The organism is Streptomyces sp. NPDC005728 (genome assembly GCF_040630895.1).
Lineage (GTDB): Bacteria > Actinomycetota > Actinomycetes > Streptomycetales > Streptomycetaceae > Streptomyces.
The window spans coordinates 1-19,760 of the sequence record NZ_JBEXYL010000063.1; the positions used below are offsets into that span (position 1 = coordinate 1).

At 70.5% G+C, this 19,760-nt stretch carries 22 protein-coding genes; 11 read left to right on the top strand and 11 right to left on the bottom strand.

The genetic code is table 11. The features are described from left to right. Together leuE and ABZ471_RS32470 are read right to left on the bottom strand one after the other, a co-directional pair. A partial coding sequence (gene leuE / locus ABZ471_RS32465) for a leucine efflux protein LeuE (protein ID WP_359071457.1) occupies window positions 1–631 on the bottom strand: 631 nt, incomplete at its 3' end. Window positions 632–679: 48 nt separating this feature from the next. Continuing rightward, complete coding sequence (locus ABZ471_RS32470) at window positions 680–2,260, bottom strand: methylmalonyl-CoA mutase family protein (protein ID WP_359071459.1); 1,581 nt, start codon at window positions 2,258–2,260, stop codon at window positions 680–682. Window positions 2,261–2,340: 80 nt separating this feature from the next. On the opposite strand from ABZ471_RS32470, the gene ABZ471_RS32475 reads away from it, so the two are divergent. Continuing rightward, window positions 2,341–3,171 (top strand): L,D-transpeptidase family protein, encoded by an 831-nt coding sequence (locus ABZ471_RS32475; RefSeq protein WP_359071461.1) that lies wholly within the window; start codon window positions 2,341–2,343, stop codon window positions 3,169–3,171. Between the two features lie 207 nt (window positions 3,172–3,378). On the opposite strand, the gene ABZ471_RS32480 is transcribed toward ABZ471_RS32475, so the two are convergent. The 8 genes from ABZ471_RS32480 to ABZ471_RS32515 all read right to left on the bottom strand — a co-directional run bounded on the left by ABZ471_RS32480 (window position 3,379) and on the right by ABZ471_RS32515 (window position 10,751). Beyond that, entirely contained in the window at window positions 3,379–4,530 is a 1,152-nt protein-coding gene (locus tag ABZ471_RS32480) for a hypothetical protein (RefSeq protein ID WP_359071463.1), read from the bottom strand. After that, window positions 4,530–5,192, bottom strand: coding sequence for an RNA polymerase sigma factor (locus ABZ471_RS32485; RefSeq protein ID WP_359071465.1), 663 nt, complete (start codon window positions 5,190–5,192; stop codon window positions 4,530–4,532). The genes ABZ471_RS32480 and ABZ471_RS32485 overlap by 1 nt, the downstream gene beginning before the upstream one ends. 247 nt (window positions 5,193–5,439) lie before the next feature. Next, window positions 5,440–6,225, bottom strand: coding sequence for a hypothetical protein (locus tag ABZ471_RS32490; protein WP_359071467.1), 786 nt, complete (start codon window positions 6,223–6,225; stop codon window positions 5,440–5,442). Between the two features lie 101 nt (window positions 6,226–6,326). After that, window positions 6,327–6,968, bottom strand: coding sequence for an RNA polymerase sigma factor (locus ABZ471_RS32495; RefSeq protein ID WP_359071469.1), 642 nt, complete (start codon window positions 6,966–6,968; stop codon window positions 6,327–6,329). A gap of 183 nt (window positions 6,969–7,151) precedes the next feature. Beyond that, window positions 7,152–7,535 (bottom strand): hypothetical protein, encoded by a 384-nt coding sequence (locus tag ABZ471_RS32500; RefSeq protein WP_359071470.1) that lies wholly within the window; start codon window positions 7,533–7,535, stop codon window positions 7,152–7,154. Between the two features lie 147 nt (window positions 7,536–7,682). Next, entirely contained in the window at window positions 7,683–8,240 is a 558-nt protein-coding gene (locus ABZ471_RS32505; RefSeq protein WP_359071471.1) for a hypothetical protein, read from the bottom strand. Window positions 8,241–8,331: 91 nt separating this feature from the next. Continuing rightward, complete coding sequence (locus ABZ471_RS32510; RefSeq protein WP_359071472.1) at window positions 8,332–9,006, bottom strand: DUF4328 domain-containing protein; 675 nt, start codon at window positions 9,004–9,006, stop codon at window positions 8,332–8,334. A gap of 86 nt (window positions 9,007–9,092) precedes the next feature. Beyond that, entirely contained in the window at window positions 9,093–10,751 is a 1,659-nt protein-coding gene (locus tag ABZ471_RS32515; RefSeq protein ID WP_359071474.1) for a glycoside hydrolase family 20 protein, read from the bottom strand. 154 nt (window positions 10,752–10,905) lie between these two features. On the opposite strand from ABZ471_RS32515, the gene ABZ471_RS32520 reads away from it, so the two are divergent. From ABZ471_RS32520 to ABZ471_RS32565, 10 genes are all read left to right on the top strand, one after another. Further along, the gene (locus ABZ471_RS32520) at window positions 10,906–11,454 is read left to right on the top strand and encodes a 2-oxo-4-hydroxy-4-carboxy-5-ureidoimidazoline decarboxylase (protein WP_359071476.1); all 549 of its coding nucleotides are present in this window, start codon (window positions 10,906–10,908) and stop codon (window positions 11,452–11,454) included. Window positions 11,455–11,645: 191 nt separating this feature from the next. Continuing rightward, window positions 11,646–12,026 (top strand): succinate dehydrogenase, cytochrome b556 subunit, encoded by a 381-nt coding sequence (sdhC, locus tag ABZ471_RS32525; protein WP_359071478.1) that lies wholly within the window; start codon window positions 11,646–11,648, stop codon window positions 12,024–12,026. A 5-nt stretch (window positions 12,027–12,031) separates the two neighbouring features. Continuing rightward, window positions 12,032–12,514: a succinate dehydrogenase hydrophobic membrane anchor subunit gene (locus tag ABZ471_RS32530; RefSeq protein WP_359071480.1), complete on the top strand. Its 483-nt coding sequence runs from the start codon at window positions 12,032–12,034 to the stop codon at window positions 12,512–12,514. A 19-nt stretch (window positions 12,515–12,533) separates the two neighbouring features. Beyond that, window positions 12,534–14,288 carry a succinate dehydrogenase flavoprotein subunit gene (gene sdhA, locus ABZ471_RS32535; protein WP_359071482.1) on the top strand — a complete coding sequence of 585 codons (1,755 nt, stop codon included), beginning with the start codon at window positions 12,534–12,536 and terminating at the stop codon, window positions 14,286–14,288. Beyond that, window positions 14,288–15,052 carry a succinate dehydrogenase iron-sulfur subunit gene (locus ABZ471_RS32540; protein ID WP_359071483.1) on the top strand — a complete coding sequence of 255 codons (765 nt, stop codon included), beginning with the start codon at window positions 14,288–14,290 and terminating at the stop codon, window positions 15,050–15,052. Before sdhA ends, ABZ471_RS32540 begins: the two co-directional genes overlap by 1 nt. Before the next feature lie 184 nt (window positions 15,053–15,236). Next, complete coding sequence (locus tag ABZ471_RS32545; protein ID WP_359071484.1) at window positions 15,237–15,743, top strand: hypothetical protein; 507 nt, start codon at window positions 15,237–15,239, stop codon at window positions 15,741–15,743. Between the two features lie 87 nt (window positions 15,744–15,830). Next, entirely contained in the window at window positions 15,831–16,241 is a 411-nt protein-coding gene (locus ABZ471_RS32550) for a VOC family protein (RefSeq protein WP_359071486.1), read from the top strand. 109 nt (window positions 16,242–16,350) lie between these two features. Then, on the top strand, window positions 16,351–16,758 hold the full coding sequence (locus ABZ471_RS32555; protein WP_359071488.1) for a hypothetical protein: 408 nt from the start codon (window positions 16,351–16,353) through the stop codon (window positions 16,756–16,758). After that, on the top strand, window positions 16,755–17,264 hold the full coding sequence (locus ABZ471_RS32560; protein ID WP_359071489.1) for a DUF393 domain-containing protein: 510 nt from the start codon (window positions 16,755–16,757) through the stop codon (window positions 17,262–17,264). The genes ABZ471_RS32555 and ABZ471_RS32560 overlap by 4 nt, the downstream gene beginning before the upstream one ends. A gap of 9 nt (window positions 17,265–17,273) precedes the next feature. Further along, window positions 17,274–18,014, top strand: a complete 741-nt coding sequence (locus ABZ471_RS32565) for a TetR family transcriptional regulator (protein WP_359071491.1) — start codon at window positions 17,274–17,276, stop codon at window positions 18,012–18,014. A gap of 18 nt (window positions 18,015–18,032) precedes the next feature. Here the strand turns inward: ABZ471_RS32565 and ABZ471_RS32570 are convergent, their stop codons facing one another. Next, the gene (locus tag ABZ471_RS32570; protein ID WP_359071493.1) at window positions 18,033–19,577 is read right to left on the bottom strand and encodes an ABC transporter substrate-binding protein; all 1,545 of its coding nucleotides are present in this window, start codon (window positions 19,575–19,577) and stop codon (window positions 18,033–18,035) included. Window positions 19,578–19,760 lie beyond the last annotated feature (183 nt).

Consider the following 19,760-nt stretch of genomic DNA (forward strand, 5'->3'; position numbering starts at 1 on the left):
GCTTCACCGCGAACCCGAGGAACAGGGCCCCCGCCGCCGAGGTGGCCGTCGCCGACAGACGCCTGCGGCGGCGGAAGGCGGCGGACAGGCGGGTGCCGCCGAATATCAGCGCGCTCAGGTACAGAAAGCTGGCCACCTGCGCGAAGGCGCCGAGGACGACGAAGGAGAGGGCCGGGTAGGCGTACCCCGGGTCCACGAACTGGACGAAGAAGGCGACGAAGAAGAGGATCGCCTTGGGGTTGAAGAGGCTGACGACGAGGGCCCGGCGAAAGGGCCGCTCCTCCGCCGACGCGACGGGTACGACCTCCTCGGCGGACTGTTCCCGCCGGTTCCGCCACATCCCCCGCGCGGCCCGCAGCATCCCGATCGCCAGCCAGGTCAGGTATCCGGCACCGGCGTACTTCACGATCCCGAACAGCACGGCGTTCCCCTGCAGCAGCGAGGCGACCCCGGCGGCGGACAGCGTCATCAGCACGGTGTCCCCGCACCACACCCCGGCGGCGGCGGTGTACCCCGCCCGCACGCCGCGGCGGGCGGCGACGGAGAGCACGTACAGCGAGTTGGGACCGGGCAGCAGGACGATCAGGACGAGACCTGCCAGGTAGGTGGGGAGATCGATGACGCCGAACATGAGAAGGAGTGTCGCACGGGAGTACGACATCGACTCCGGCGCAGGCGCTCAGAACGCGTCCGAAGGCACATGGCTCCCCCACACCTCCCGCAGCGCGGTGCACACCTCCCCGACCGTCGCCCGCGCCCGCAGCGCCTCCCGCATCGGATACAGGACGTTGTCCTCGCCCTCGGCCGCCTTCTTCAGGGCGGCCAGGGCCGAGGCCACCGCGCCCCGGTCCCGCCCGGCCCGCAGCACGGCCAGGCGCTCCGTCTGCCGGGCCTCGATCGCCGGGTCCACACGGAGGGGCTGGTACGGCTCCTCCGCGTCCAGCTGGAAGCGGTTGACGCCCACGACCACCCGCTCGCCGGCATCCGTCTCCCGGGCGATGCGGTACGCGTTGCGCTCGATCTCCTGCTTCTGGAGACCCTGCTCGATCGCGGCCACCGCGCCACCCAGGTCCTCGACCCTCCGCATCAGGTCCAGGGCGGCCGCCTCGACGTCGTCCGTCATCCTCTCGACCGCGTAGGAGCCCGCGAAGGGGTCCACCGTCGCCGGTACGTCCGTCTCGTACGCCAGCACCTGCTGGGTGCGCAGTGCCAGGCGCGCGCTCTTCTCCGTCGGCAGCGCGATCGCCTCGTCGAAGGAGTTGGTGTGCAGGGACTGGGTGCCGCCCAGTACGGCCCCGAGGGCCTGCACCGCGACCCGGACCAGGTTCACCTCGGGCTGCTGGGCCGTCAGCTCGACCCCCGCCGTCTGGGTGTGGAAGCGCAGCATCCAGGACTTCGGGTTCCGCGCGCCGAAGTCCTCCCGCATCACCCGCGCCCAGATCCTGCGGGCCGCACGGAACTTGGCGACCTCCTCCAGCAGCGTCGTACGGGCCACGAAGAAGAAGGACAGCCGGGGGGCGAAGTCGTCCACGTCCATGCCGGCCGCCACCGCCGTACGGACGTACTCGATGCCGTCGGCGAGGGTGAACGCGATCTCCTGTGCGGGGGACGCACCCGCCTCGGCCATGTGGTAGCCGGAGATCGAGATCGTGTTCCACTTCGGGATCTCGGCGGTGCAGTACTTGAAGATGTCGGCGGTCAGACGGAGGGAGGGCTTCGGCGGGAAGATGTACGTTCCCCGCGCGATGTACTCCTTCAGGACGTCGTTCTGGACGGTGCCGGTCAGGCGGTCCGCCGGAACGCCCTGTTCCTCCGCGACCAGCTGGTAGAGGAGGAGCAGCAGGGCCGCCGGGGCGTTGATCGTCATCGAGGTGGAGACCCGGTCCAGCGGGATGCCGTCGAACAGCACCCGCATGTCCTCGACCGAGTCGATCGCCACGCCCACCTTGCCGACCTCGCCGTGCGCGAGGGGCGCGTCGGAGTCGTGACCCATCTGGGTGGGCAGGTCGAAGGCGACGGACAGGCCGGTGGTGCCGTGCGCGATCAGCTGCCGGTAGCGGGCGTTGGACTCCGCCGCCGTGCCGAAACCGGCGTACTGGCGCATGGTCCAGGGCCGGCCGGTGTACATGGTCGGGTACACCCCGCGGGTGTACGGGTACGCCCCCGGTTCGCCCAGCTTCCGGGCCGGGTCCCAGCCGGTCAGGTCCGCCGGCCCGTAGACCGGCTCGATCGGCAGTCCCGACTCCGACTCACGCGCCATGGATGCCTCCGCAGTACGTTCTGTCCCCCCTCACCATGCCCCGTAGTTCGGCGGCGGTCACGCGGGGAAGCATCACCGGCATGAGGATCCCGGGGAGACCTGCCGTCGTACTCGTCTCGGTCGCCGCCCTCGCCGCGCTCTGCGGCTGCACCGTGCAGCCCCCGGGCGACGACGGCAAGCACCGCCTGCCGGTGCAGATCCAGCTGCCCTCCAGCCACGCTCCCGAACCCACCCGTACGGCCGAGAGCACCCCCGCCGCCGAGCCCGCCGCGCCCGCGCCCCGGGTGCTGTGGTCGCGCGGGAACAGCGGCTCGGGGGTCCGCGAACTACAGGCCCGCCTCCGCCAGGTCGCCTGGCTGTTCGACGGGCCGACGGGGACGTACGACGATCTGACCGAGCAGGCCGTCAGGGGCTTCCAGGGCAAGCGCGGGCTGCCGCGGACCGGCGAGCTGGACACCGTCACGTGGCAGCGACTGCTGGCCATGACGCACGCGCCGGACCGGTGGGAGCTGTATCTGATGGGTGGCCAGCCGGCCGCCGCACCCGATGCGCGCTGTCTGACCGGCCGGGTGCTGTGCATCGACAAGACCACCCGGACGCTGCGCTGGATGATCGACGGGCGCACGGTCGAGACGGTGTCCGTCCGCTTCGGCACGCAGTACACCCCCACGCGCGAGGGTGTGTTCCGCGTCTACTGGAAGTCACGGCACCATGTGTCGACGCTCTACCACTCCCCGATGCCGTACGCGATGTTCTTCAGCGGCGGCCAGGCGGTGCACTACTCCTACGACTTCGCGGCGCGCGGCTACGCGGGCGGTTCGCACGGGTGCGTCAACGTGCGGGACGAGGCGGCGATCGCGGAGCTGTTCGCGCAGGTGAGGATCGGCGACAAGGTCGTCGTCTCCTGGTGAGTTTGCAGGGCGCGGGCGGGACCGGGGGAACGTGTCCCGCCCGCGCCAGGTGCACGAGCCACGGGTACGGGGGGAACCCCGGCTCAGTGCGACGGCCGATGACCAGTCGGCTCACTCAGTACTGCGTTGCGCGGGCTCAAAACGTCACACCTCTCGCGGAAAAATTTTCGCGGTTTACAAAACCGCAGGTCAGAGAGGTGAGAGGAGTCAGAGCGCGCTGTACGAGGGGCTCGGCGAGGGCGCCGGCGCGTTCGCGTGCCCGCCCGGGGACCGGGTCACGAGGGCCGAGGGTGCGGCGGAGGCGAGGCCGTCCCGCTCGTGGCGGTCGTGACCGCGGCCGTCGTGACCGCGGCCGTGACGACCGTGACCGTGACCCCGGCCCGGGTGACCGTCGTCGTCACCGCCCTTGCCCTTGCCGTCCCCCTCGTCCTCGCCCTTGCCCTTGCCTTTTCCGCCGCCCTTGCCGTGCTTGCCGTCCTTGCCGTGCTTGCCGTCCTCGCCGGTGCCCTTGCCCTGGCTGCCGTAGGCGGACTGGCCCGCCAGGACGGACTTGCAGTAGACGGTCACCCGCGTGGAGCCGCCCGCCAGGCCCTCCAGGGCCCGCTTGCGGTCGGTGCCCAGCTCCCTGCCGTCCCGCAGGTCGCGGCAGGCCTCGGTGGCGACCTGCCACCAGGTGCCGGCGGACCCGGAGGGAGCGCCGGAGCCGGGCGCGGCACCCTGGTCCGGTCCGGTGGCCTGCCCGGAGGGGGCACCGGTGAGGGACCCGCTCGTGCCGCCGAGCGGGGTGTCCGTGCTCGGGCGGATGCCCTGGGGGGACTGCGGGGAGGGCGAGACGAGCGGCTGTCCGGAGGTCTGGGCCGAGACGGAGGCACCGGGATCCGGGCGATCGTGGTGGAACGGGAGCGGCAGGACTCCGCTGCCGGTGGCCATGGCGACCCCGCCGAGCGTGCCCGCGGCGACCGCCGCGGCCAGCGCGAGGCGCACCGGGCGGGCCCAGTGCGGCCGGCGGGAGCGGGTTCCGTTACGGGGCGGCGCACCGATGCGGACCAGTCCGGCGTCGGAGCCGTGGGCGAGGAGGCCGGAGCGGCCGGCGGAGGTGTCGTCGCCGGGCGCGGCGGCGGTCCGCTCGGCGGCGGCCGCATCGCGGGCCTCGCGGGCCTTGCGGAACGCGGCCAGCGCGGCCTGCTCGCCAGGAAGTTCACCAGTCGCGGGCGCCGCCTCGGTGGCGAGGGCGCCCAGCGCATCGACCAAGCGTTTCGCCTGGTCAGGGGAAGGTTCGTCGACGGCTTCCAGCGACTCACCGCGCAGCAGACGTTCCGCCGTTTCTTTGGTAAGCCACTTGTACTGCTCGTCGGCCATCACATGTCCTTCTGCGTCCGCGCACGCGTATGCGTCACAGTGGCGGACGTCACCGCACGGCCGCGCGGTTCTCGCTGGGGCGGGAGCGCGTCGAGCCCGCCGGCCGATTCCGGATCGTCGCCGAGCAGCTCGGCCAGCCGCTTCAGGCCCCGGTGCGCGGCGGTGCGTACGGCGCCGGCGCGCTTGCCGAGCGTCTCGGCCGCGGACTTGGCGTCGAGGCCCACCACCACACGCAGCACGACCGCTTCGGCCTGGTCCTGCGGGAGTCGGGCGATGAGGGAGAGGGTGCTGTCGGTGGCCAGGGCCTCGATGGCCTCGCCGGCCGTGTCGGACTCGGCTGCCCGGCCGGTCAGTTCGGTCTCGTCGCCGCCTATCGCGGGGCGGCGGGCGCGCATCCGCATGTGGTCCAGGGCGCGGTTGCGGGCGATCCGGGCGGCCCAGCCGCGGAACCTGTCCGCGTCGCCGCTGAACCGGTCGAGGTCCCGGGCGATCTGCAGCCAGGCCTCGGACGCGACGTCCTCCGCGTCCGGGTCTCCGACCAGCGTGCGCACATATCCGAGCAGCCTCGGCTGCACCGCGCGGTACACCGTACGGAACGCGGTCTCGTCCCCGTCCTGTGCCGCACGCACCGCGGCGGTCAGCTCCGCGTCGTCCCCCAGCACCGCACTCCCTATACGCCTGTCTTCGGTCGGCGCGAAAGGCACGTTACGGCGTGAAACCGTTCGGCGTCCATGTCTGTAGAAGATGCAACTAACTCGTGACACCGACAGGGTGTGACAGAAAACGCACTCACGGCGCTGTAGGAAGTACGGGCCGCCGCGCGGCTCGTGAGCGCGACGGCCGGGGCCTCTCCTGTGGGGGGTGGCGGCCCCGGCCGTTGCCCTGGCACCCGACGGGGGGTGGACAGGGTCACTTCTTGCCGCCGACCTTCTCGGGGTCGGCGGCCTTTTTGTCGGTACTGCCGCCGTTGTCCGACTTGTCACCCTTGTCTTCGGTCGAGCCGTTCGAGCCGTCCGCATCTTTCGCATCTTTCGCATCTTTCGCGCCGTTCACACCGTTCGCACCGTTCGTACGCGCGAGCTGGGCGGCGCAGTAGGCGGCGACCTTCTCCTCGCCGCCCGCGGCCGTGACCAGCCGCTGCCAGGCGGTCGAGTCCAGGGCCTTGCCGCGGCCCTTGACGTGCTCATAGGCACGGCAGTGGGCCAGGGTGTCCTTGGCCGTGTCCGGACGGTCCGGGCGTGCCGACGGTGCGGTGGACGCGGGCGCGGTCGGCTCGGTGGCCGACCGTTCCGGGGCGCTCGCGGAGGGGTGGACCCGCTGCCGGTCGCCGGCGTCCGCCCCGGACCCGGCGGAGCCGATCTCGGCGTAGGCGACTCCGCCCAGCGTGGCGCTGGCGAGGAAAACGGAGAGCGTGGTCTTCAGCGACAACCTCGTACGGCTCGGCAGGGGCCGCCAGTCGTCCCGGCGCCGGGTGTGCGTCCGGTGTGCCCCGGAGTCTCGGACGGCACGGAACGCGGCCACGGCGCGCTGCTCGGCCTCGGAGTCGATGCCGTCCGCGGTGGCGTCCCTGCGAAGGGCGGCGGCGAACCGCAGCTCGAACTCGGCGTCCCCGCCGGCCGGCGCCGGTCCCAGAGTGGTGCCGCCAGGGTGCGCGCGCCGACGGCCGGACCCGTCGCCACTGTGCCGTTCACCCATGTCCGTTCCGTTCCTAGTCCAGCCCGTCCGGCCGCTCGAATCCGCCGGGGGTCCCGCCCCACTGTTTCTTTCAGATCCATACGGACGACGGTCGTCACCGTTCATTTCGACTCACCCAGCGTCCGGGAGCCGTCATCCGTCACACCTGTGTCCCCGGTGTCCGCCGCGCCCTCGACACCCAGCTGGCGGGCGAGCCGCTTCAGCCCCCGGTACGCGGCCGTGCGGACCGCGCCGGGGCGCTTGCCGAGGACGCGCGCGACGGAGGGGCCGTCGAGGCCGACGACCACCCGCAGCAGGACGGCCTCGGCCTGGTCCCGCGGCAGTTCCCGGACCAGGGCCAGGGCACGCTCGGTGGAGAGGGTCTCCAGCGCCTGGTCGTACGTGCTGTGCGGTCCGGGCAGGTCCAGTACGTCCTGTTCGAGCGCGGCCGCCCGGGGCCGTACCCGCTGTCTGCGCAGGTGGTCCAGGGCCCGGTGCCGGGCGATGGTCGCGGTCCAGCCGCGGAACCCGGCGCCGTCCCCGCGGAACCGCCCGAGGTCGCGGGCTATCTCCAGCCAGGCGTCGGAGGCCACGTCCTCCGCGTCGTCCCCGACGAGGCCGCGGAGATAGCCGAGGAGCCCCGGCTGCACGATCCGGTAGGCCACCGCGAAAGCGTTCTCGTCACCGTCCTGGGCCCGCGCGACGGCCGCGCCCAGCTCCCCGTCGTGCGCCTGCAGGCGACGGGGTTCCCCTCCCTGGCCCAAGACTGTCCTCGTTCGTACCGAGTTCGTAGCCACCACGTGTGGCCGCATCCCTCACCGGGCGACACGCTCCGGCCGTGTCCACGCCCTCCAAGGCCATCAGCGCCGGGCCTCACAGAAGTGTCACAGGGAGGCCCGGGACCTCGACCGCCGGGCCCCTCGGGCCACCGCCCGGCGGCGGGTGGGTCAGCCGGCGGCGGTCGCGTCCCGGCACAGCAGGCGCAGCGAGCCGTTTCCGGCGAAGCAGCGGCGGGCCTCGGCCATGGGGTCCCACAGCCGGCCGTCGGTCGTGCGGATCCAGTGCTCCCCGCCGGTCGCCCACCACTCGGCGCCGGTCTGGCGGACGACGACCTCGCCGGCGTAGGCGCCGAAGCCGCGCAGCACGCTCTCCACCGCCTCGTACGGCGCTCCCTCGCGCCGTATCTCCTCGATCATCCGGTCCACCCGCCACAGGCTCTGGGCCGTGTAGTCGAGCCGCACCCGCGCACCCTCGCGCATGGTCGCCACCGCGTCGGCCGCCCACCGGACGGGCTTCGCCGCGGCGTGCGGCCTGGTCTCCTGTGCTGTCACGTACTGCGCTGTCACATAGGGAAGAGCGAGCGCGGCCGGGTATCCGTCACGCGAATCCGGCCCGTTTCCCCAACCGGCGCAGCACCGCCCCACCGCCGCCGCACGACGGTCACAGGACTCGCCCAGAAGCGGGGGTTTGAAATCCGGTCACCCGCGGCTGCGGGCCCGGCGGGACACCACCGCCTGCAGCACCCGGCGGCCCTCGACCGAGACGTCGAGGGCGCGGCGCAGCCCGTTCGTGCCGTGCTCGGCGAGGAGTTCCAGAACGACGACCTGGCGGCGCAGCTCGGCGGCAACCAGCGGGGACACCTCCGCGGCGCCGCCCGCGCGCCCGGCCTCCAGGCCGTCGGCCGACGAGCCGTCGCCCGCGGCCGGGTCGAGGAGCCGGTGGATGCGCAGGGAGGCGACGGAGCAGGCGTCGGCCCAGGACCGTATCGCCTCGGCGGTGCGTTCGACCGGGGCCGCGTCCAGCATGCGGTGGGCGAGATGCTCGGCCTCGTCCTCACCGGCCTGTGCCGGACCGAGCGCGCCGCGCGCCTTCTCCAGGCCGGCAGTCCACTCGGAGCCGTCGGCGATGCTCGCCCACATCGGGCGCAGCACCTCGTCGTCACCGCCGAGCAGCGGCACACATCGATCCAAACAAGCCAGCCCACTGGCAGCCAGTCCGCGTTCGTCGGCCTGAGCGATCAGTTCCACCAGGCTCATGAAAGCCTCCCTCGCCAGGGCGCCGCCTTTACGGAGCCCGCACTTCCCCTTACTGCGTGCGACGGCGAGAGAGTGTCACAGAAGTGGGTTTTCAGCCAAGAGCCGGAACGAGGATCGGGCCGGCGAGGGCCTTCTCGTGCTGCATGCGGGTCAGCCGCAGTACGACGAGGACGGCAAGCCCGGCGGCCACGATGTCGACGGCGTCCGAGATCATCACCTCCAGCGCGGCTTCATGGAAGTCGGCCACGGTGTGCGCCGAGCCGTAGGCCCTCTGCATGAGCCAGCCCACCTGGCTGGACACGAGCCACAGCGCCCACCAGAGGTTGATCAGCCCGTGCCGCGGGCGAGCGCCCGCCGGGCCGCTCGCGTCCCAGATGTCCAGGACGACCCGGCGCGGGTACCAGAAGTTCGCCAGCGGCACGACCCAGCCTGCGATCGCCCAGGCGCGCGCCTTGCTGTGGCCGTCCGGGCTGAACACCTCGGCGTTCACCCGCACCCGGTAGAGCCAGACGAGGAACACCACACTGCAGACCAGCCACATCGCCGTCTGCACTACCCCGGACGCCGTGTACAGGGTGTCGGCTTGGTGGGCGCGCCCGGTCAGAGCCGCGCCGAAGTTGCCGGAACCCCTCGCGAGTTCGTCCGCCACCCGGTACACACCGAAACCGGCCCCGACGGCGAGCAGATCGGTCAGGGCGACCAGGCCGAGCAGCACGATGGTGGCCCGGCCGAGCCCGAGCGGCGAGCGCAAGCGTGGAACAGACATGAATCGAGACCCCCCGGTGTCCCCCTGTATGTGCTTCGGCACGCGGAAGATACGGTTCATCGGCCCCCTACGTCCACCCGAACGGGTCAGCCCAGCCGGTCCGCCAGCTGCTTGAACTGCGCCCAGGACAGCTCGGGCGTGCCCGGGTCCCACAGCTTCTGCACGGTGGCCCGCAGGGGCATCCGGATGCCGGCGGCGACCTGGTCCTGCGTCTGCGAGTTCGCGAGGTCGCTCCACACCGCGAAGGACCCGCCGAGTATCTGCCCCTCGTAGCTCGCCGGTACGGCGGTGGTGCCGCGCAGCACCCGCGGGTTCCACTGCTCGTAGATCCGCTGCCCGGTCGGGTAGACGAAGGTCTGCGGCTGTCCCAGGACGTAGTAGAGGAACTCGTCGTTGTAGTTGATCACCTTGCGGCCCGCGCTCAGGTACTCCGCCGGCGGCCGGGCGCCGATCTCCTTGCCGGTCCAGTAGGCCACCTGGAGGTCCTTGGCGGGCTGCACCGAAGTGTTCCGGAAGAAGCCGTCGTTCCAGGCCCGCATGGTCCTGTCGTGGGCGCGCACGGTGGTGGCGCGGTCGTTCAGCCAGCCGGTGGCGAGGTCGGCGACGGTGGCGCCGGAGCCGAACCTCTGCTGGGCGGCGGCCGCCAGCTGCGGATAGGAGGCCTGCGGGTTCGCCACGGTCAGTGCCTGGTACTCGTCGCCGCCGAGGTGCCACTGGTTGCCGGTGAAGAGCCCGGCGTACTCGTTGAGCAGATCGTCGACGATCTTCGCGGAGGCGCCGTTGGAGATGTCGATCGCGCCGCGCGTCGCGACCCCGTTCACGTTGCGCAGCTGAAGGTCGGGGTGGACGGCGATGACAGCGCCCAGGTGCCCGGGCGAGTCGATCTCGGGCACGACGGTGATGTGCCGCGCTGCCGCCAGGTCGACGATCTGCTTGACCTGCGCCTTGGTCAGATGGTCCTGGGAGACGATCTCGGGATGGCTGCTGGACTCGATCCGGAAGCCCTGGTCGTCGGAGAAGTGCAGGCCCAGTTCGTTGAACTTCAGGTCCCCCAGCTCGCGTATCCGGTCCTCGATCCAGGACGCGGTGTACGGCTTGCGCGCGATGTCGAGCATGAAGCCGCGCACCGGCTTCGCGGGCTCGTCGCGTACGACGCCCTCCGGGGCCGTACCGCCGCTGTGCACCACCTGCTTGAGGGTGCGGGTGCCGTAGAAGACGCCCGCGTCGCCCGGCCCGCTGATGTCGACCCGCCCGTCGCGGACGGTCATGGTGTACGACTCCGGGTTCCCGCCCCCGCCCCCGCTCCCGAGCGCCAGCCGGACGTCACCCGCCCGCCTGTCGTCCTTCTCCCCCGCGTACGCCAGCCCCAGTTCGCCCGCCAGCAGCCGCCCCTCGTCCGCCAGCTGCGGGTCGCCCACCACCACCCGCTCGCCCTGCTGCGGACGCCAGCCGGGGCCGTGCGCAGCGGTGTGGGAACGCACCGCGGGGATCGTGCGCGGTGCCTGGGAGAGCGGATAGGACCGGCTGGGCGAGGGACTCCTCGGCGCGGCGGCCTGCGCGTTCGCGGCGCCGGAGGAACGTTCCGACGAGGCCGGTGCCGTGCCCCGGGCCGGTTTCCCGCCATCGGCCGAGGCCCACACGCCGACGCCCACGCCGAGCGCGACGGTCCCCACGAAAGTGACGGCCACGACCGCCTGCTTCCGCCTGACCTGCTGCGCCGAGGCACGGCGCCTGTGCTGGCTCACTCAAACAACGTACGACCGATCGGCGCATCAGGCGTCACCGACACGTTCCGAAACTCTCCCGTCCGAGTGAAATTCGGGCATCCGACGGACATACAGTGACCACTCTCGATAACGTGATGACACACCTTTCACCACATCCCCTGCCACGCCACATGTGACGCGAGGACCCACGCTGCCTGCGCACCGTCTCCCGTATCTCCCGACGCCGCTGGACGCCTTCAACGCCGCACCCGCCGGCGAGGCCCGCACCCTGCTCCTCGCCTGCCTGCGCAGCCCGCGCTGGTCCCGCCGCATCGTGGCCCACCGTCCGTACCCCGACCTGGACTCCCTCCTGGCGGCAGCGGACGAGGCGGCGTACGACCTGTCCCCGGGAGATCTGTCGGCCGCCCTGGCGGGCGAGTCGCTGCCCGAGCTGCCTGACGGAACGTATTCGGCCGCGCATACGGCGCTGAGCGCGGCACATGCCGCGTACGAGGCCCGCTTCGGTCATGTGTTCGTCATCTATTTGGGTGACACTCCGCCCGAGGAGTGCCTGGACCGCATCCTCGAAGGCATCCGATCACGATTGACAAACGATCCCGAGGAGGAGCGGGTGACAGCGGCGGAGCAGCTACGGCGTCTTGCAAGAAGCAGACTGGCAGCCAACCTGAGGGGCGCGGGGAACTGCGCGACCAGCCCAAACGCACCCGCACGCGGCAAATGACCGATGAGCCCGCCCCCGCGGCCGCCCGGCAATAGCCCGTCCGGTGCCACTTTGATCACACCAACGGGCCCCCCGTCAGCGGCAGCGCACCGCATGGATACGATGCTGGGGGCCGGTGGACCGTACCCGGCCGGGCCCGACCGACACCGAAGCCGGCGCGGCCCTAATCCCCGCTCCCGGAGGGTTCTTCCGTGCCGGCTGGAACGCTGTACCGCGGCCGGGAAGGAATGTGGTCCTGGGTGGCTCACCGAGTCACCGGCGTCCTCATCTTCTTCTTCCTGTTCGTTCACGTGCTGGACACCGCACTCGTCCGTGTCTCCCCCGAGGACTACGACAAGGTCGTAGCCACGTACAAGACGCCCGTCGTCGCGCTGCTGGAGTACGGCCTTGTCGCCGCCATCCTCTTCCACGCGCTCAACGGCCTGCGCGTCATCGCCGTCGACTTCTGGTCGAAGGGCCCGCGCTACCAGAAGCAGATGCTCTGGACCGTCGTCGGCGTCTGGGTCGTCCTGATGGCCGGGGCGATCTACCCCGTTCTCGGCCACGCCGCTCGTGTTCTGCTCGGGAGCTGACGCCCATGTCCACGACTGAAACCACCGTGTCCGGAGTCGGCCCCGTCGAGGGCGCCCCCGTCTACACGGTCGACAACCCGGCCCCGTTCATCGAGGCGCCGCGCAAGCGGACCAAGAAGACCCCGAAGTCCACGCGGGGCAACTTCGAGATGGCGGCCTGGCTGTTCATGCGCCTGTCCGGCGTCGTGCTGGTCGTTCTCGTCCTCGGCCACCTGCTGATCCAGCTGGTGCTGGACGGCGGTGTCTCCAAGATCGGCTTCGCCTTCGTGGCCGGCCGCTGGGCGTCCCCGTTCTGGCAGGTCTGGGACCTGCTGATGCTGTGGCTGGCGATGCTGCACGGCGCCAACGGCCTGCGCACCGTCATCAACGACTACGCGGAGCGCGCGAACACCCGGCTGTGGCTCAAGGGCCTGCTCTACACCGCCACGGTGTTCACCATCCTGCTGGGCACGCTGGTGATCTTCACCTTCGACCCGAACATCCGCTAGGCACGGGGCTGCGAGAATCATGAAGATCCACAAGTACGACACCGTCATCGTCGGCGCCGGCGGTGCGGGCATGCGCGCGGCCATCGAGTCGACGAAGCGCAGCCGCACCGCGGTCCTGACCAAGCTCTACCCCACCCGCTCCCACACGGGCGCCGCGCAGGGCGGCATGGCCGCCGCGCTCGCCAACGTGGAGGAGGACAACTGGGAGTGGCACACCTTCGACACGGTCAAGGGCGGTGACTACCTGGTCGACCAGGACGCCGCCGAGATCCTGGCGAAGGAGGCCATCGACGCCGTCCTCGACCTGGAGAAGATGGGCCTGCCGTTCAACCGGACCCCGAACGGCACCATCGACCAGCGCCGGTTCGGCGGTCACTCCCGCAACCACGGCGAGGCCCCGGTCCGCCGGTCTTGCTACGCCGCGGACCGCACCGGCCACATGATCCTCCAGACGCTCTACCAGAACTGCGTCAAGGAGGGCGTGGAGTTCTTCAACGAGTTCTACGTCCTGGACCAGCTGATCACCGAGGTCGACGGCGTCAAGAAGTCGGCCGGTGTGGTGGCGTACGAGCTGGCCACCGGTGAGATCCACATCTTCCAGGCGAAGGCCGTCATCTACGCCTCCGGCGGCACCGGCAAGTTCTTCAAGGTGACGTCGAACGCCCACACGCTGACCGGTGACGGCCAGGCCGCCGTCTACCGCCGGGGTCTGCCGCTGGAGGACATGGAGTTCTTCCAGTTCCATCCGACCGGCATCTGGCGCATGGGCATCCTGCTGACGGAGGGCGCCCGTGGTGAGGGCGGCATCCTCCGCAACAAGGACGGCGAGCGCTTCATGGAGAAGTACGCGCCGGTCATGAAGGACCTCGCGTCCCGTGACGTCGTCTCCCGCTCCATCTACACGGAGATCCGCGAGGGCCGCGGCTGCGGTCCCGAGGGCGACCACGTCTACCTCGACCTGACGCACCTCCCGCCGGAGCAGCTGGACGCCAAGCTCCCGGACATCACGGAGTTCGCGCGCACGTACCTGGGCATCGAGCCGTACACGGACCCGATCCCGATCCAGCCGACCGCGCACTACGCGATGGGCGGCATCCCGACGAACGTCGAGGGTGAGGTCCTGTCGGACAACACCACCGTCGTCCCGGGTCTGTACGCGGCCGGCGAGGTCGCCTGCGTGTCGGTGCACGGCGCCAACCGCCTGGGCACCAACTCGCTGCTGGACATCAACGTGTTCGGGCGCCGCGCGGGCATCGCCGCCGCCGAGTACTCCCACACGGCCGACTTCGTCGAGCTGCCGGAGAACCCGGAGTCCCTCGTCGTCGAGCAGATCGAGCAGCTGCGCAACGCCACCGGCAACGAGCGGGTGGCCACGATCCGTCGCGAGCTGCAGGAGACCATGGACGCCAACGTCATGGTGTTCCGCACCGAGCAGACGATCAAGACCGCGGTCGAGAAGATCGCCGAGCTGCGCGAGCGCTACAAGAACGTGTCGATCCAGGACAAGGGCAGGCGGTTCAACACGGACCTGCTGGAGGCCATCGAGCTGGGCAACCTGCTCGAACTGGCCGAGGTCATGGCGGTGTCGGCCCTGGCCCGCAAGGAGTCCCGCGGCGGTCACTACCGCGAGGACTACCCGAACCGGGACGACGTCAACTTCATGCGCCACACGATGGCGTACCGCGAGGTCGGCGCCGACGGCTCGGAAACCGTCCGTCTCGACTACAAGCCGGTCGTCCAGACCCGCTACCAGCCGATGGAGCGTAAGTACTGATGGGAACCCCCGTTCTGGACAAGGTGGAGGCGGAGGCCGCCGCCTCGTCGCACCTGATCACGGTCACCTTCCGGGTCCGCCGCTTCAACCCGGAGGTCGCGGCGGAGGCGACCTGGGAAGACTTCCAGCTGGAGATCGACCCCAAGGAGCGCGTCCTCGACGGCCTCCACAAGATCAAGTGGGACGTCGACGGCACGCTGACCTTCCGCCGCTCCTGCGCGCACGGCATCTGCGGTTCGGACGCGATGCGGATCAACGGCAAGAACCGCCTTGCCTGCAAGACCCTCATCAAGGACATCAACCCCGAGAAGCCGATCACGGTCGAGCCCATCAAGGGCCTGACGGTCCTGAAGGACCTGGTCGTGGACATGGAGCCGTTCTTCCAGGCGTACCGGGACGTCATGCCGTTCCTGGTCACCAAGGACACGAACGAGCCGACGCGCGAGCGTCTGCAGTCCGCCGAGGACCGCGAGCGCTTCGACGACACGACGAAGTGCATCCTCTGCGCGGCCTGCACGTCCTCCTGCCCGGTGTTCTGGAACGACGGCCAGTACTTCGGTCCGGCCGCGATCGTGAACGCCCACCGCTTCATCTTCGACAGCCGTGACGAGGCGGGCGAGCAGCGCCTGGAGATCCTCAACGACAAGGACGGCGTGTGGCGCTGCCGCACGACGTTCAACTGCACGGACGCCTGCCCTCGCGGTATCGAGGTCACCAAGGCGATCCAGGAAGTCAAGCGCGCGCTGATCACGCGTCGCTACTGACGGCAGACTCTGGCTGGGCCCGAGGGGCCGTTCCTTCCGGTACCGGGAGGAACGGCCCCTCGCCGCAGCAGCCCGGGCCACCCGTTCCTGACACCTGTCGGGGCGCGGGTGGCAGGATGAGCCACTGATCCACATCGAGGCAGCCTGATCCGGGGCGGCTGCCGAAAAAAAGGGGGACGCGAGCATGACCGAGCCGACGGCGTACCAGGGCGGCGGGGAGAGCCAGTGGGGACCGGGGCACCCGCCCGCGCAGCCGCCCGCCGTGCAGCCCGGCTACGGGTATCCGGCACCCGTGCAGGGGTACGGCTTCCCCGAGCAGCCGGCGGCTCCGGTTCCCGCGGGCGGGACCCCGATGCTGGCCATCGGTGACATCACGGTCATGGGCGAGCAGATCGTCACGCCCTCGGGCACCCTCCCCCTGCGCGGCGCGATGTGGAACGCCACCGACATGTCGCACACCGAGGAGAAGATCCCGACGCACGCCGTCGTGCTGGCGATCATCTTCTTCCTGTTCTGCCTCCTCGGCCTGTTCTTCCTGCTGATGAAGGAGAAGAGGACCGTGGGCTACATCCAGGTCACCGTGACCAGCGGGGGACGGCACCACTCGACCATGATCCCGGCCCACGGGCCGCAGACCTTCCCGGCGATCATGGGTCAGATCAACTACGCCCGGTCGCTGAGCCACGTGTGACCCGCCCGGCCGGGCCGGGACCCGCGACAGCGCAGGCCCGCACGGGAAATCACCGGTTCGGGGCGGTCACCGGCCTACTCTGACGGTATGTCAGATGACCAGTCGTACGAGCTGCTCGGATTCGACAACGTGCTGCTGCCCGTCGGGGACCTCGGTGAGGCCGTCGGGTTCTACGAGCGGGCCGGGTTCGCCGTCGCGTTCCGGTTCGACGAGGGCGGGATCGCCCTGCTGAAAGTCGGTGGTGAGACGCCCGGGATCCTCCTGCGCGTCGAGGACGGGCTGGGCCGCCGGCCGCCGGCCTGGCCCTCGCCGCGCCTGTGGCTGGAGGTGCCGGACGCGCGGGTCGCGGCACGGGAGCTGGCCGCCGCCGGGATCGCGCTGCTGGACGAGGTGTTCTCCGTGGCCACCGGCTGGACCGTCGAGATCGCCGACCCCTGGGGCAACATCCTCGGCTTCGCCGACTACACCAAGCGCCCGGAGTTGAGCCGCAGGAGCTGAGACGAAGGCCTCACCACCCCACTCCCTCTATTGAGTTGAACACGTTCAAAAGCAGGTCTACAGTCATGCCTGTCAGCGTTTTGAACGCGTTCAAGAAGGGGTGGGGCGCATGGACCGCATCGTCATCGCCTACGTCATCTACCTGGTCGTCAGCATCGCGCTGACCATCTGGGTGGCCCGCACGCTCAGCCGCAACGGCCGGATCTTCCTCGCCGACGTGCTGCACGGCAACGAGAAGCTCGCCAACGCCGTCAGCCACCTCCTGGTGGTCGGCTTCTACCTCGTCAACCTCGGCTTCGTGGCCCTGTTCCTGACCGACAACTCGGACGTCAGCGACACCCGGGCGATCTTCGAGGTCCTGTCGGTCAAGCTCGGCGTGGTGCTGCTGGTGCTCGGCGCGATGCACCTGGGCAACGTGTACGTGCTCAACCGGATCCGGCGGCGCGGGATCATGGAGCGCGAGCAGCAGCCTCCGGTGAACCCGCAGGGCTGGCTGCCACCGACGGTCGGGGCGTGACCGCCGTGACCGTCGGTCAGGACCGGGGCGCCACAGGTGCTCCGGTCCGCGGACTCACCGTCCTGTACGACGCCGAGTGCGGCCTGTGCACGCACCTGCGCGGCTGGCTCGTACGACAGGCGCAACTGGTGCCGCTGGAGCTGGTTCCGGCGGGGTCGGCCGAGGCGTGCGGGCGCTTCCCGGGGCTCGATCACGCCGCCACCCTCGACGAGGTCACCGTGATCGGCGACTCCGGTCAGGTCTACCGGGGCTCCCGCGCCTGGATCGTCGTCCTGTGGGCCCTGCGCGAACACCGTCCGCTGGCCCACCGACTGAGCACTCCGGCCGGCGCGAAGCTGGCGCGGGGCGCGGTGCTGGCGGCCGCGAAGTGGCGGGGCGCGCAGTGGCCGGGCACGCAGTGGGGCGGGCAGTCGTACCAGCGCGCGGAGGGGTGGCAGTACCACCCGAGCACGGGCTGGAGTCATCACCCGCCGTCCTGTTCCGGCGGTGCCTGCGCCACTGGTTAGGCTCCTACCGTGCCCGCGAAGAACGACGGCCCCGAGGCCGGTCCCCTGACCAAGTCCGAGCAGACCCGCGCGCTGATCCTGGAGACCGCGATGCGGTTGTTCCAGGAGCGCGGCTACGACAAGACGACCATGCGGGCCATCGCCACGGAGGCAGGGGTCTCCGTCGGCAACGCGTACTACTACTTCGCGGGCAAGGAGCACCTGATCCAGGGCTTCTACGACCGGATCGCCACCGAGCACCAGGAGGCGGTCCGGGAGGTCCTGGACCGGGAGACCGACCTGGAGGCGCGGCTCGCGGGCGTGCTGACCGCATGGCTGGACATCGCCAGGCCGTACCACGAGTTCGCCGTCCAGTTCTTCAAGAACGCAGCCGACCCGGACAGCCCGCTCAGCCCGTTCTCCCCGGAGAGCGAGCACGCCCGCGAGCAGGCCATCAGCGTCCACCGCGAGGTACTGGCCGGGTCCAAGTCCAAGGTGGCACCCGAACTCCGGGACGTCCTGCCGGAGTTGATGTGGCTCTCGCAGATGGGCCTCGTCCTGTACTGGGTGTTCGACCGCACCGAGGGATACGAGCGCAGCTACCGGCTGGCGCGGCGGGGGGCACGGCTGACCGCCCGCGGGGTCGCCCTGGCCCGCTTCCGGGTGCTGCGCCCCCTCGTGCTCGAAGTCCACGAACTGTTCACGGACTTCCTGCCGGGGATGACGAAGGCACTGCCGGACCCGGGGGCCAGGGCGCGGCGCGAGGACTGACCGCGCCCCGGGCGGAGGTCAGATCCACTGCAGGCGCCACAGGCGGAACACGCCCGTGCCGTCCGAGAGGTACTGGCCGCCGCCGACGTCCTCCGTGCTGACCACGTACTCCTTGCGCTGCCACAGCGGGATCAGCGGCACGTCGGCCGCCACGTCCCCCTGGATCTCACGGAAGTCGGCGACGGCCCGCGTGCGGTCGGCGTACTGCTGGCTGTCCAGGATGAGGTGGTCGACGACCTTGTTGCTGTAGCCGGTGCTCATGGTGGAGCCGGTGCCGACGAGCGGGGAGCCGAAGGTGTCCGGGTCGGGATAGTCGGCCACCCAGCCGACCGCCCAGGCGTCCATCTTCCCGGCGGCCCAGCGCTTCTGGAAGTCGGTCCACTCGTAGCCCTGGACGTCCACCTTGAACAGGCCGCCCGCCTCCAGCTGCTTCTTCAGCGCCGCGGCCTCTTCCTCGCCGGCCCCCCGGCCCTTGCCGTAGCCGAAGGTGAAGCGCACGGGCAGGGTCACCCCGGCCTCGGTGAGCAGCTCCCGCGCCTTCTTGGTGCTCTGCTGCGGGTAGGTGTCGAAGAAGGACGTGGTGTGGCCGGTGATGCCGGTCGGGATCAGCGAGTACAGCGGGTCGACCGTGCCCTCGTACACCTTGGCCGCCAGCTGCTCTCGGTTGACCAGCCAGGCCATGGCGCGGCGCACGCGCACGTCGTGCAGCGGGGAAGCCGCACGGGTGTTGAGGTAGAGGTTGCGGATCTCGGAGCTGTCGGACTCGGTGACGCGCTGGGCGGGATCGCTCGGGTTCAGTTCGGAGAGCACGTTCGGCGGCAGCGTCCGGGTGGCGACGTCGACCTGCTTGGCCTTCCACGCGCTGTCCAGCTTCTGCGAGTCCGTGAAGTAGCGCAGCTCGACGGGGCGGCCGGTGCCGCTGAGATAGCCCTTGTAGCCCTCGTACGGCGCCAGGACGGCCTTCGTGTCCTTCGTGTACGAAGTCAGCGTGTACGGGCCGGTGCCGTCGACGCCGGTGTCGGTACGCAGGGAGCGGGCCGGGTACTTGTCCTTGTCGACGATCGAACCGGCGCCGGTCGCGGCCTTCAGCGGGAAGGTGGCGTCCGGGGACGACAGGTGGAAGGTCACCGTCGTCGCGTCGTCCGCGGTCACCGAGCCGAGGGTGGAGAAGAGGGACGCCGGGCCGACCTCGGAGTTGATCCTCTTGACCCGCTCGAAGGAGTACTTCACGTCCTCGGCGGTCATCTTGCGTCCGCTCGGGAAGGTGATGTCGTCGCGCAGCCTGCACTGGTAGTTGGTCAGGCCGCCCGCCTCGAAACCGCAGCTCTTCGCCGCGTCCGGGACCGGTTCGACACCGCCCGGCTCGAAGGTCAGCAGCGTCTGGAAGACGTTGCTGAACAGGGCCCAGGAACCGGCGTCGTAGGCGCCGGCCGGGTCCAGCGAGGTGACGGCGTCCGTCGTGCCGACCCTGATGGTCTTGTTCTTGTTCTCCTGTGACGGCAGCAACTGCCAGCCGCCGATTCCCACGACGGCGAGTACGAGCAGCGTCACGAGAATGCGCATGCGAACAGATCGCATGGTGGTGCCCTCCCCAGGCCTGCCAAGGCCCTACCCCTGGCCCAGCACAAAACCGCCACTCCCCTAGTGGCGCGGCTCACCTAATCACACGTGTTTCAGCGGGGGGAAGAGCAATCCGACCGAATGAGAAAGAACTTACCGAGGCGTTGTTTCCGCCGGGTTTCACAG